Origin of the sequence: Nocardiopsis synnemataformans (genome assembly GCF_965343085.1) — a bacterium.
Taxonomy (GTDB): Bacteria; Actinomycetota; Actinomycetes; order Streptosporangiales; family Streptosporangiaceae; genus Nocardiopsis; species Nocardiopsis alborubida.
On sequence record NZ_CBDRFA010000092.1, the window covers coordinates 1 to 12,534 of the forward strand.

A 12,534-nucleotide genomic window follows, 5' to 3' on the forward strand; every position below is an offset into this window, starting at 1 on the left:
CGGGCGTTGACCGCCCTCCGGTAACCGCTCCCGCCTTTGGTGCCAACGCCGCCATCGCCGCCACCCGTGGCTTGGGCGTTGAGCGCAGCCCCAGACACCCGCTCGCCGTTGCTGCCAAGCCGCCGCAGGAACAGCAGCACCCCGCACCCCGCACCCCGCACCCCAGCCACCGACCGCCAGCCGCCAACCACCGGCCACCGGCCACCGGCCACCGGCCACCGACCGATGACCACCTGTCTCATGCCCGTGAACGCTCCGGCGTGCTCTCGTCAACGACCTAGTAGCCGTTCTCCTCGCACCAGTCCGCTATCAGCGACACCGCCTCCTGCGGCTGGTCATAGTTGTCGTTGTAGATCTGGAGCACCTCGTCGTCGACCGCGGGCGCCGCCGCCACCGCCATCAGCGTGAGCCGCTCCCCGCTCTCCGCGATCTGGACGGCGCCGTCCTCCCGGGCCTGGGCCGCTTCGACGGCTCTGCCGCAGACATCGGCGGTGGCGTCCTCCCCGGAACCGGTCGCGGCGGACGCCGAGGGCGAGTGGGACGGGGAGGGAGACGAGGACGGTGTCACCGCCTCTGCGGCGGAGGGGGACGGGGAAGGGGAAGGAGCGGCGCCGTCGTCAGCGCCTCCATCGGCACCCGCGCACGCCGTCACCGCCGCGAGCAGGAGGACCGCGGTAAGAAATCGCACCATCACGCACCTTCAGGGTCGGAGGACCGCCCGGGCACGGCCCACGGAAGGCCGTGACCGTGCGCGTCGGGACGGCCACAGGATCGGGACAACACTAGGCCTGCCATGCGGTCGGCGCATCCCCTGACCGGTTCTGGCCAGGGTCCGTGCCGCGCGCCCGGCAGGGAGGTGGGACAGCCGTGTTGCGGCCCGCCCCAAACGACATCGGCCAGGCCACAGCCGTCCGGCCCGGCCATAGCGCGGACCACCGTGGACCTGCGGGCGCACCGGTTCCACCAGCGCCGTCGGCGGGCACTCCGCACCCGGTCCCGGCCACGCTGTGCACGGGCGTGTTTGCGGACGCCCCCAAAGCCCTTCCGCGACGTCCGGTCCCGGCCCCCGCGGAACCGGCGCGCACCGCGTCCGCGTTGGGCGGGCGACACCAGCGCACCGGCCGCCAGCGCGCCGCGGCGCACACGACGCCTCCCGGAAGGAAGCCATGGTCCTCAAACGCCTGCTCGCCGCCTTCGGTGCCGACGGACCCACCGTAGACACCGTCCTGCCGCACCCCCACACCCGGCCCGGAGACCTGTTGGAGGGCAGCGTCGAGCTCACGGGCGGCGGAAGCCGCACCGACATCGCCGAGATCGTCCTCGTGCTGGTCGTCCAGACCGAGGACGAGGAGGGGGAGGCCACCGGCGGCGCGGAGTGCACCCGCGTCCCCGTGGCGGCGGGCGTGAGCCTGGACGCCGGGGAGCACCTGTCGATCCCCTTCAGCCACCCGGTCCCCTGGCAGGCGCCCGTCACCGAGGCCGGGGGTTCGTCGCTGCCAGGTGTCTCCGCGGGGCTGCGCACCGAGGTGGTCGTCGACGGGGCCGCCGACAAGGGCGACCTCGACCGCGTCCACATCCATCCGCTACCGGTCCAGGAGCGCGTGCTGGAGGCGATGCTGCGGCTGGGGGCCGTGTTCGCGGGGGTGCGGGTGGAGGGCGGGCCGCCGATCGGACTCCACGAGGAGGCCACGTTCCTCCAGACCCTGGTGTTCCACCCCGCCGAGCACCACGCGCACGAGGTCGGCGAGGTGGAGGTCCTCTTCGCCGCCGACCCGGCGGGCGTCGCGGTGGGCTTCGCCTTCGACCGTCACGCCGAGGAGTTCTCGGAGGGCGGCGCCCCCAGCTGGTTCCGGGCCGAGCACTCCGACGCCGACCACACCGACTGGACGCGGGCGGTGGACGAGTGGATCGGGCAGGCGCTGTACCGGCGCCGCGGGTTCTCCGGCCACCCCGGGCACGAGGGGGAGTACGGGGAGCAGGAGGGCGGCGGCATGCTCGGCACCGTCGGCGGGGTCGCGCTCGGTGTCGCGGGCGGCCTCGCGGCGGGCTACGTGGCGGCCGAGGTCGTGGACGAGCTCGGCGACGCGTTCGAGGACGACGAGGACGAGCCCGAGGAGGCGGAAGAAGTGGAGGAAGTCGAGTAGGGACCGGAGGAGGAGTGACTCGCCGGGCCCTGCGCCACCGCGTGGGGGACCGTTTCGAGGCCGGGGTCCGACCTCCGGCTCCCGGCCTGGCGCACGCCCCACTCCGCGCACACCCCACTCCGCGTGTGCCGGGCGCCGCCGTGCTGGCGGTGCCCGGCACACGGGCGGGTCGGTCCTACTCGGAGCCCCCCGCGTCGTTCCGCTCGGCTTCCTCGCGCTGGCGGCGGTGGTACTCCTCCATCGCCCGGGGAGTGTTCAGCGGAGAGGGGACCCAGGCCACCTCGGTGTCGACCTCACCGCGCTGGATGCGGCGCTCCTCCTCGGTGAGATACTCCTCGGGGATGTCGAACTCACCGTCACGGGCGCCCAGGACGAAGGCCTCCCACTCGGCGGGGGTGAAGAACAGGGTGCCCTTCTCGGGGGACTTGCCGTCGCGCACCGCGCGGAAGCCGTCGTCGAAGGTGGCGACCTCGACCACGGCCTCGGACTCCTCCTTGGACAGGGAGGACCGCATCCAGACCGCGTCGGTGGTGTCGTGCCACTTCTCGTTGCCCATGGCCTCGGGCGGGAGCTCCCGCTCGGTCTCGGTCCGCTCGCTCATCGCACTTCCTCATTCCCAACAACCGGCGTCGGCCGGGGTCCCCGGGCCGACGGGACAGGCCGCGGCACTGTCCCACCGCCCGACCCTAGCGTGTGCCGGAGGGGCTCAGGAGCGCCTTCCGCTCTCCTCGCCCACGTCGGGGCCGTCCAGCGGCGAGGGGGTCTCGTCCAGCTCGGAGGGCGTCTCGTCGAGTTCGGAGATCTGGTCGTCGTCCAGGTCGGCGTAGGGGTCGTCGCGCCTCTTGCGCCGGTCGTTGAGGAAGGCGAACAGCTCGGCCACCTCGAAGAGGACGATGAGCGGAACGGCCAGGGCGAGCATGGAGATCGGCTCGGCCGGGGTGATGACGGCCGCGATCACGAACACCGTGAAGATGATGACGCGGCGCCACTTGGCGATGGCCTCGTGCGGCAGGATCCCGAGGATGTTGAGCAGTGCCACCAGCAGCGGCAGCACGAAGCCGAGGCCGAACATGCCCATCATGATGAGCATGTAGTTGAGGTACTCGCTGATGGTGAGGAAGGGATCGGCGTCCTCGGGCAGGAACCCGAAGAGCATCGTCAGCGCGTACGAGGTGATGTAGTACGCCAGGATCGCGCCCCCGACGAACAGGACCGCGGCCAGCGGCGCGAAGACGTAGGCGTAGCGCTTCTCGCGCCCGTGCAGGGCCGGGGCGACGAAGGCCCACAGCTGGTACAGCCAGAACGGCGCGGAGACGAGGGCGCCGACGAAGAGCCAGATCTTCATCGAGACGAAGAAGGCATCGAAGGGTCCGGTGACGATGAGGGAGCAGTCGTCGGGACCGTTCACCTGGGACACCGGCAGGGAGCAGTAGGGCTCCACCAGGAAGTCCCACACCCAGGCGTCGGTCAGGACGCCGACCACCGCGCCCAGGGCGAGGGCGATCATCGCCTTCACCAGGCGGTTGCGCAGCTCGCGCAGGTGGTCCATGAGCGGCATCCGGGCCTCGGGGTTGGTGGCCCGGCTTCGTGCCCTCATCGTGCGGTCACTCTCTCGTCGTCTCCTGCGGCCCCGTGCCGGTCGGCGTCAGGGCCCTGGACTCCGGGGCGGGCGGAGCTGGCGCGCGTCGCTCCGCGGCCTCCGGGAACCTAGTTGCCGTAGGTGCGGTGCGTGGTCTCACCGGACTCGTCGACGATGCGCTGGCCGGGGGGCAGCTGCGGATAGCCCTGCTGCTGGGGCTGCTGAGGCTGCTGCGGGTAACCCTGCTGCTGGGGCTGACCGGGCGCGTTCTGCTGGGAGGCCTGCTGGTCGTGAGCCTGGGCGCGGGTGTCCGCGTTCTCCTCGGACTCGTTGTTGTCGTCGACCATGCCCTTGGTCTCGGCCTTGAGGATGCGCGCGCTGCGCCCCAGGGAGCGGGCCAGGTCCGGGAGCTTCTTGGCTCCGAAGAGCAGGATCGCCAGAACGATGAGGATGGCGATGGTAGGTCCGTTGAACGGTCCCATGGTTCTACCTCTCTGTGGGGCGCGACCAAGCGCCTTCGATGGTACGCGCATTCGGACGCGGGGCCGTCACGGCCCCGCACCGCCGCGGCCGACGCGCTCACGCAGGTCAGCGCTGCTCGCCCGGTACTCGTCCGACGCCCGTGCCACCGCTCGGGACAGTACCCCCGCCGCGCGACGTGCGCGCAGCGCGAGGGCGCCGATGGCGACGAGTCCGGCCGCGACCACACCGAACAGGACAGCGAGGACGATCACGCTGCAACCTTATCCCTTCCGACCCGAACTGTCCCCTGACCCGGGGTGAACGTCTGGGCCTCACTCGGGCGACGAAGTGGTCTCGACCAATTTCGCGGAGGTTTGGGGCGTCCGGTAGTGCTCCAGCGCACGGCGGGCCTCGGCCCGGGCCTCCTCGGCGAGCGCCACGGGAGACACCACGCGCCCCTGCTGTCCCAGGCGCAACGCCAGCCGCACCACCCAGGCCGGGGCGGGGGTGCGCAGGGTGGCGCGGACCCCTCCCCCGGGCAGCTCGGCCACCGACTCGCACACGTAGTCCTCGGTCACCCAGCGGGCCGCGGGCTCCAGGTCCAGGACGACCTGGGCGTCGCGCTCCGAGCGCTGGAGGACGCCCCCGGACAGGTCGCGGCGGCCCACCCCCGCGGGCACCTCGGCGGCGAAGGGCAGCACGGTCAGTTCCAGGACCCGGTCCAGGCGGAACAGGCGCACGTCCCGGCGCAGGTGGCAGTAGCCCTCCAGGAAGGGATAGCCGTCCTGGACCACCAGGCCCATCGGGTCCACGTCGCGCTCGGTGACCTGGTCCAGGTAGCCCGACAGGTAGCGCAGGTGCAGGCGCTGGCCCGCCTCCAGGGCGTCGGCGCAGCGGCGCTGGGTCTGGGCGACCTGCGCGTCGCCCTCCAGGCGCACCTGGACCGAGTCGGCCAGCGAGCCCAGGGCTGCCCCCGCGGCGGCGCGCAGCTTCTCGCCCACCCGCTTGAGGGCGCCGGTCTCCAGGCCCCCGGTCTCGGGCAGCGCCTCCAGCAGGGACAGGCCCACCACCAGGCTGGCCGCCTCGTCGGCGGTCAGGCGCAACGGCTGGGCGAGGGTGTCGGCGTTGGCGATGATGATCTCGCCGGTCTCCTTGGCCGCGTCGAGGTCGACGTCGATGAGGTCGCCGGGGGTGTAACCGGGCAGGCCGCACATCCACAGCAGGCTGAGGTCGGCGACCACCTGCTTCTCGCTGAGCCCGAAGTGGCTGGCCACCTCGGGCACGCGCACGTCGCGGCCCAGCGCGTAGGGGACGAGCATCAGCAGGCGGCGCAGCTGGTCGGCGGAGCGGGGTCCCCGGGCGGGGGCCTCGGCCTCCTCGGCGGAACCGGGGCCGTCGCCGGCCTCGGCGGCGGGGACGGTCTCGGCGGTGGCCCTCAGGTGCGAGGCCATGGCCTCGCGGGCACCGACGGGTTCGACGACGACCGCGTTGGAGCCGAAGTAGGCCACGCGCCGCACCAGGTCGGGGGTGTCGGTGTAGGGCAGGGTGAGCGTGTCCCAGCCGACGCCGGAGCTGTCGCGCTCGCCGGGCACCACGCGCAGGGCGCTGCGGCGCAGGGCGTGCGCGGAGTCGGTGCGCACCCGCAGGACGGCGGTGCGCTCGGACTCGGCGCTGTGGCCCGCGACCACCGAGCGCAGGTCCACGCCCTCGGGGACGACGATGTCGGGGCCGCCGCGCAGGACGGTCACCTCACCGCGGATGCGGCCCAGGCGGAAGACGCGGCGGGCGTCGCGCAGGCGGTCGTGGCCGACCACGTACCAGTGGCCGCGCAGGTTGACGATGCCCCAGGGTTCGATCTCACGGGTCTCGGCCTCGGTCTGGCCGGGCTTGCGGTAGGCGAAGGAGACGGGGCGCCGGTCGCGCACGGCCTGCCAGACGGGGCCGAAGGAGGGCTCGTCGGTGCGCATGGCGGGCGTGAGGCCGGGGGCGGCCTCACTGTCGACGGGGACCCCGGCGGAGCGCAGCTTGAACAGGGCGTTGGCTGCGGCCTCACCGAGGGAGGCGTGCCGCCAGGCGCGGGCGGCCAGGCCCAGCACGAGGGCCTCGTCGGGCAGGAGCTCGATCTCGGGCAGCTCGTAGTCGGAGCGCGAGATGCGGTAGCCCTCCTCGCCGCTGATGGCGTCGCCGGTGCCCACCTGGATGGGGATGCCGCTGTCGCGCAGTTCGCGCTTGTCACGCTCGAACATGCGCTTGAAGGCCGACTCGGTCTCGGCCTCGGCGTAGCCGTGCACCGTCTTCCTGATCTCCTGAGCGGTCAGGTGGCGGCGCGTGGACAACAGACAGATGACCAGGTTCAGCTGTCGTTCCGTCTTCCTGCGCGACATCGTCCGCACCCTTCTCGCCCGTGGTGGATGGACCGGCGGCGGCGGACGCTGGCGCGTCGCCCCGACACCGGTTCAGCAACGACGGTACCGTGCTTCCCATGATCCGGTGGCGCCGTGGTGAAGTCCGTCAGATCCTCCCCTCCTGGCCGGGGGTCGTGCTGTGCGCGGTGGCGCTGGAGCCCGTCGGCGAAGCGGACCGCAGAGGCCGCGAGGCCGCGGGATCGGACGGGGAGGTGACGTGCCGCGCGCTGGCCTACACCGACCTGGTGGGCTCGCCCGAGACGGGCGACACCGTGCTGCTCAACACCGGCGCCCTGGACCTAGGGCTGGGGACTGGCGGGTACGCGCTGGTGGTGGCCGTGCCCGACCGGCTGCCCGCCGACCCGCAGGGGCCCGGCCACCTGGTCAAGGCCCGTTACACGCCGTTGCAGGCGACCGTTCTGGGCGCCGACGAGCAGGGCTCGCCCCACCACGAGGCGCTGCGCTCGGCCGAGGGCGTGGACGGCATGCCGGTGGTGGTGGCCGACCTGCACTCGGCACTGCCCGCCGTGGTGGCGGGGGTGCGCGCGCACCGTCCCGGGGCGCGGATCGTCCACGTGATGCTGGACGGGGGCGCGCTGCCCGCGGCGTTCTCGCGGCTGGTGGGCGCGCTGCGGGAGGAGGGGCTGCTGGCGGGGTGCGTGACCACGGGGCAGTCCTTCGGCGGCGACCTGGAGGCGGTGACCGTGCACTCGGGGCTGCTGGCGGCCCGGCACGTGCTGGGCGCGGACATGGCGGTGGTGTGCCAGGGGCCGGGCAACCTGGGCACCGGGACCCCGTGGGGGTTCTCGGGCGTCTCGTGCGGTGAGGCGGTGAACGCGGCGGCGGTGCTGGGCGGGCGTCCTGTGGCGTCGCTGCGGGTGAGCGAGGCCGACGCGCGCGAGCGGCACCGGGGGGTGTCGCACCACAGCCTGACCGCCTACGGGCGGGTGGCGCTGGCGCGGGCGGAGGTGGTGGTGCCGCTGCTGCCGGGGGTGTTCGGCGAGCGCGTGCGCGTCCAGGCCGGGGCGCTGCGCGAGCGGCACACCCTGGTGGAGGTGGGTGTGGACGGGCTGGAGGAGGCGGTGCGGACGCTTCCGGTGAAGGTGTCGACGATGGGCCGGGGTCTGGAGGAGGACCGCGCGGCCTTCCTGAGCGCCGCGGCGGCGGGCCGTCACGCGGCCGCGCTGCTGTAGAACCCGGGACGGGGATCGCGGGCGGGTTGTCCACAGGTTCCAGAGCGCTCTGGTCCGGGATGGGGCCGGGCTTCTACCCTGATAAAGGGGGCGCTCGCGCCTTGCCCGCCTCGCGCTGCCCCGCCTCCGGCGCACCCCCGCTCCGGGTTGCGAGTTCCAGGACGCAAGTTCCAGGATGCGGGTCCCGGGGCGGGTTTCCGGGCTCCGGGTCGGGTTCCGACGTCGCCTCAGCGCTGGACGGCCTACGACGCGTCCCGTCCGAGACTCCGGGCTCCCGCCCGCCTCAGCGCTGGTCGGCCGGGCTGGGGTCACCCGTCACGATCCCGGGCGCGGGGTTCGCGCCGCCCCCCGCCTGGGCTTCGGGAGCCCGGGTCTTCGAGGCCTGCTCCGAGGCCCGCGCCTCGGGGACCTCCGCCCCGGCCGCCTCCGATGTCCCCGACGCCCCTGCCACATCCGCCTCCGAAGTCCCCTCCTCCGAGGCCTCCGACCGCGCGCCTCCCGCCCCCGGGCTCCGGGGTTCCGGGGCCCGTGCCCCCGGCGCCGTCCGGGCCGCGGGCACGGCCCTGTTCGGCTCGCTCGGCGCCTGGCCGGGCAGGGGCGCCCGCCGGGTGCCCTCCAGCATGTGCTGGGAGGGAGCCTCGAAGAAGGTCCCGGGCCGGAACATGGCCAGCGAGGTCGGCCGGGCGCGCACCCCCTCGTCCACCCGCAGCACCTCGGGCACGAACACGGACCCGTCCCCGCAGGTGATCCCCCACTCCCGTCCCCGGCCGGTCGCGACCACCTGCCCGGGGGCCCCGCCGGGGACCCCGCCGACCAGGCGTCCCGAGCACAGCGTGATCCGGGCGCTGCCGAACATCGCGAACGCCCCCGGGTAGGGCTCGGCCAGCGCGCGCACCATCCGGTCCACGTCGCTTCCGGAGGCGGTGAGGTCGAGGTGGCCGTCGCTGGGGCGTCGGCGCGGCCACACCGACGCGTGGCCGCTCTGCGGCCGCCGGGGCGCGGTGCCCTCCAGCAGGCCCTCCACATGGCGCACGAGCAGGTCCGCCTGTAGGTGCCCCACGCGTTCGTACAGACCGGCGGCGGTGGCGTCCGGGGCCACGTCGAACCAGGCCTGGTCGACGATGTCGCCGCTGTGCTCCTCCCCGTCGAGGTGGAAGAGGGTGACGGCGCTGGAGCGCATGTCGCGCAGGATCGTCCACGGAATGGGCGCCCGGCCGCGGCCGACGGGCAGCGGCGCCGGGTGCAGTCCGACCCCGCCCAGCGCCAGGGAGGACAGGACCTCCCCCGGGACGGCCCCCGACCAGCCCGCGACGACCATCAGGTCGATGCCGCGGGCGGTGAGGGCCTCGCGCACCTCGCCCGAGTCGAGGTCGGCGCGCAGGTGCGGCACACCGAGCCGACCGGCGAGGGCGCCGTAGTCGAGGTAGCCGGAGCAGTGGGCGAACTCGGCCGGATGGGACACCACCAGGCTCGGCGGGAAGCCTTGGGCGCACAGCTCCTCCAGTGCCGGAACACCGAGGCCCAGCCCGGAGACGTAGCAGTAGCGCCGACGGTCTGACATGAGCTTCCCCCTCGCCCGTCCACCGATGGATTCGACTCTACGCACCGGTCGCGGAACGGTAGTGGAACGCGGTACCCGGGCGTGTCCGCCCGGGCACCACCCGCGCCGGGCGCGCGGACGCCCCCGCGGGTTCCTCCCCGCGGGGGCGTCCGGCTGTCCGGCTGTCCGGGTGTTCACGCGTGTACGCGCTCGGGTCCGCCGGGGACCGCTCCCCGGCCTCGGGCGTACACGGACGTGCCGGGGTCTACTCCCCGCCCTCGGCGCCCTCCTCCGGCGCGGGGGACTCCTCCGGCGCGGCCTCCTCGCCACCGGTGCCCTCGCCCTCGGCGGGCTCGGCGGGCGGCGGGTTGTCGTAGGCGCCCAGGACGTCGATGACGAAGACCAGCGTCCCGGCGGGGGCTCCCCCGGTCTCCTCCGCGGTCTCGCCGTAGGCCATGTCACCGGGCACGACCAGCATCAGGCGGCTGCCGACCGGCTGGCCGACGATACCCTCGTCCCAGCCCTGGATGACCGCGCCCGCGCCGATCGTGGTGTCGAAGGGATCGCCGCCGCGGCTCCAGGTGGAGTCGAACACCGGGTGCTCGCCGTTCTCGTCGGCCTCCCAGCGCACACCGCTGTACTGGACGATGACCTGCTGGCCCTCCTCGACCTCGGCGCCGTCGCCCTCGATGAGCGGGACGACCTCCAGGTCCTCGGGGGGGTCGGTGTCGGGGATCTCGATGGTGGGCTCGCTGTGGCCCTCCTGGGTCACCGTGGGCAGGCCGTCGCCGCCGTCGGTGACCTGCTCACCCTCCACGACCGAGCCCTTGTTGAAGCGGTCCATCAGGTCGATGACCAGGATGCTCGCACCCTCCTGGACGGGCTGGCCCGACATCTCGGCCTGCTGGCGCTCCTGCTCGGTGAGCGGCGGGAAGACGTACACGGCCCGGCTGCCGACCGGCTGGCTGACCAGTACGTCGCTGATCTCCTCGGGCATCTGCTCCATGCGGATGAGGTCCGGGGCGCCGGTCTCGTAGCTGGACTGCCCCTCGACGGGCGTGCCCTCGCCGGGACCGGTCCACTGGTACTGGACGACGTTGGCGATCAGGAGGTCGTCCGCGCGCACCAGCTCGTTCTCGCCCGGGCCCTCCTCGACGACGCCCGAGAGCTGCTCGGTCGGTGGCTCCTCGTCGGGGAAGGCGACCTCCGGTTCCTCACCGACCTCGCCGGTGACTTCGGGAAGCCGCGGGTCGAGCTGGTCCTCCCCCATACGCATGAAGGCGGGAGTACGCCACTCTTCGGGGATGTTTCCGCAGCTTGAGACCGCCAGGGCGATCGCGGTCAGCGGCACCGCGAGGGCGGCAGCACGTCGGTGCATGGGTCACAACCTCTGATTTCCGGCTTGGGACAGAGTCACACTACCGAAAAGAAGGACCGTAACCACCGTTCCTGAACAGTGATCAGAAATGACCCTGGGGATCACGCTGGCACTGCACCCATCCCGAACGGTTCTGGATGGGCTGGGTCGCCGCGTTCCTGCCGCGTCCGGCCACGCGCATCGCGTGCACGCTCCGTGACGGGTGGGCGGTTTCCCTCGCGCCCAGAGCTATCCGGTGTGGCCTGGGCGGTCCGATGCCCCGCACCATCACTCCGGTGGTGTGGGGGCGGTGCCGTCCGTCGCCGGACCGGGTGGCCCTGGGCGCGCCTGCCGACCGCGATGCTGGCCGCATCGTGCCGGGAGACCTTCCTACGTGTGGTGGTGAGGGGTTTTTGCCAGTGCTGGGCACCCCACCGGGATGTGTACGCCGGGTCCACGGCCATGACCGAGACCCCCAGGGTGTGGGCCATCGACACCAACCGGGACCGCAACCGAGCGGTGGGAAAACCACTGATCAACTGCCGGAACTTCTTGCGGCGGCCGTGCTTCTCCCGGGTCTTCTCGCGGGCGAAGTCCAGATCCTCGACGGCGATCGCTTGCACGCCGCTTACGGTGGCCCAGCGCAGCAGCCGGGACAGAGCATGGCGCACCTGCGCGTCCCGGTGCTGGGAGTTCCCGGACAGGTCGAAGGCGAACCGGCGCGGGTCACCAACCGGGTTGCCATGCACATCGAGCCGCCAGGCGGCCAGGTGGTCGGCGTTGGCGTCCACCCCCACCACCCCGCGGGCCAGCGCCGTCTCCCACGGCACCTGCGGGACAGGAGCGGGCGTCCAAGACGCGGTCACATACCATCGGCCCTGGTGAGGACCCCGGCCGGTGTCCAGGTGGATGCGGTAGGCCACCGCCCCGTCGGCTTCGACCCGGTCGGCCCACTCGGTGCCCCGGTGGGCGAAGGCCACCCGGCAGGAGAGCACGTACCTACCGTGCGGGGCGTTGGCCAGGTGCGCCAGTGGGGCGGGCAGCCGGATACTGACCTGCCCCTCAGGGGTGATGCGGATGGTCTCGTTGCCGTGGCGTTTGCCGGACTCACCATCAGCCTGGAGGAAGAAGCGTGCGGCCTCCCACCGGGCCCGCCACACGGTTTCGGTCAGCTGTGCCTGGCTCAGGTGGTGGCGGGTGTTCAGCAACTGCTTGCCACCACGCACCACATGGACCCGCCCCGCCTCCCAGTCGGCCACCTCTGCCGCGTGCCGACTCTCAAGAGCGGCCAGGCGCCGGGACTTGGCGTGCCACTCCCGCCGGGAGGCGTACCCGCCCGGGACACCCTTGGTGCCCGGGGTTCCCAGGGGTTGGGAGAGCCGGTGGCGCAGGGTGTCGATCCCCGCCTGGAGGCGGTGCACGTGGACGGCCTGGCTGCGTCGGGCCAGCGCCCACTGCTCGTTCGAAGCCTTGGTGATCGCCCCCGCCCATCGAGAGGACGAGACAGGGGTCAACTCCCGTTTGCGGGCCGCCCAGGAGTCCTTGTCATGGCTGGTACCGTCCGCGCACCGGGCAGCCAGGTCCGTGGAGGCGAGCGATCCCAGATGGGCGCCCACGGCCCGCAGCACCGCCTCGTCCTCAGGAGTGAGGCCCTTGAGCCGGTCACGCACGCTCACCCCGGTCGGCGCGGGAGCCAGGAACGGGTCGACGATCGGCCGCAACCGCCGCGTGCTTGCCTGTGGCACCAGAACCCCCTCCTTTCGACCCCACCAGTTCCGGCGCTGTGTTCGAAATGACCGTAGCCAGCATCAAGGGCGCTTGTCCGGAGAATCAGCGAACTCCTCGGACGGAGTT

At 73.1% G+C, this 12,534-nt stretch carries 11 protein-coding genes; 2 read left to right on the top strand and 9 right to left on the bottom strand.

Annotation, left to right across the window (positions count from 1 at the left end; all coding sequences use genetic code 11):
* Positions 1–277: 277 nt before the first annotated feature.
* Positions 278–691: a hypothetical protein gene (locus ACSIH6_RS34550; protein WP_435112534.1), complete on the bottom strand. Its 414-nt coding sequence runs from the start codon at positions 689–691 to the stop codon at positions 278–280.
* A 475-nt stretch (positions 692–1,166) separates the two neighbouring features.
* Between ACSIH6_RS34550 and ACSIH6_RS34555 the strand changes: the two genes are divergently transcribed.
* A complete protein-coding gene (locus tag ACSIH6_RS34555; RefSeq protein WP_435112535.1) occupies positions 1,167–2,144 on the top strand; it encodes a sporulation protein in 978 nt (325 codons plus the stop codon).
* 175 nt (positions 2,145–2,319) lie between these two features.
* Here ACSIH6_RS34555 and ACSIH6_RS34560 read toward each other — a convergent pair whose 3' ends face one another.
* The 5 genes from ACSIH6_RS34560 to ACSIH6_RS34580 all read right to left on the bottom strand — a co-directional run bounded on the left by ACSIH6_RS34560 (position 2,320) and on the right by ACSIH6_RS34580 (position 6,569).
* On the bottom strand, positions 2,320–2,745 hold the full coding sequence (locus ACSIH6_RS34560) for a DUF397 domain-containing protein (protein WP_435112536.1): 426 nt from the start codon (positions 2,743–2,745) through the stop codon (positions 2,320–2,322).
* 105 nt (positions 2,746–2,850) lie between these two features.
* Complete coding sequence (gene tatC / locus ACSIH6_RS34565; RefSeq protein ID WP_435112555.1) at positions 2,851–3,702, bottom strand: twin-arginine translocase subunit TatC; 852 nt, start codon at positions 3,700–3,702, stop codon at positions 2,851–2,853.
* A gap of 149 nt (positions 3,703–3,851) precedes the next feature.
* Positions 3,852–4,205 carry a Sec-independent protein translocase subunit TatA gene (gene tatA / locus ACSIH6_RS34570; RefSeq protein ID WP_435112537.1) on the bottom strand — a complete coding sequence of 118 codons (354 nt, stop codon included), beginning with the start codon at positions 4,203–4,205 and terminating at the stop codon, positions 3,852–3,854.
* 66 nt (positions 4,206–4,271) lie between these two features.
* Positions 4,272–4,457, bottom strand: coding sequence for a hypothetical protein (locus ACSIH6_RS34575; RefSeq protein ID WP_435112538.1), 186 nt, complete (start codon positions 4,455–4,457; stop codon positions 4,272–4,274).
* A 60-nt stretch (positions 4,458–4,517) separates the two neighbouring features.
* The gene (locus ACSIH6_RS34580) at positions 4,518–6,569 is read right to left on the bottom strand and encodes a helix-turn-helix transcriptional regulator (protein ID WP_435112539.1); all 2,052 of its coding nucleotides are present in this window, start codon (positions 6,567–6,569) and stop codon (positions 4,518–4,520) included.
* Between the two features lie 98 nt (positions 6,570–6,667).
* Between ACSIH6_RS34580 and ACSIH6_RS34585 the strand changes: the two genes are divergently transcribed.
* Positions 6,668–7,783, top strand: a complete 1,116-nt coding sequence (locus ACSIH6_RS34585; protein ID WP_435112540.1) for a DUF3866 family protein — start codon at positions 6,668–6,670, stop codon at positions 7,781–7,783.
* Positions 7,784–8,066: 283 nt separating this feature from the next.
* On the opposite strand, the gene ACSIH6_RS34590 is transcribed toward ACSIH6_RS34585, so the two are convergent.
* The 3 genes from ACSIH6_RS34590 to ACSIH6_RS34600 form a co-directional block, all read right to left on the bottom strand.
* Entirely contained in the window at positions 8,067–9,344 is a 1,278-nt protein-coding gene (locus ACSIH6_RS34590) for a methionyl-tRNA formyltransferase (protein ID WP_435112541.1), read from the bottom strand.
* A gap of 244 nt (positions 9,345–9,588) precedes the next feature.
* Entirely contained in the window at positions 9,589–10,701 is a 1,113-nt protein-coding gene (locus tag ACSIH6_RS34595; protein ID WP_435112542.1) for an FKBP-type peptidyl-prolyl cis-trans isomerase, read from the bottom strand.
* 101 nt (positions 10,702–10,802) lie between these two features.
* Positions 10,803–12,425 (bottom strand): IS200/IS605 family accessory protein TnpB-related protein, encoded by a 1,623-nt coding sequence (locus ACSIH6_RS34600; RefSeq protein WP_435112543.1) that lies wholly within the window; start codon positions 12,423–12,425, stop codon positions 10,803–10,805.
* Between the last annotated feature and the right edge of the window lie 109 nt (positions 12,426–12,534).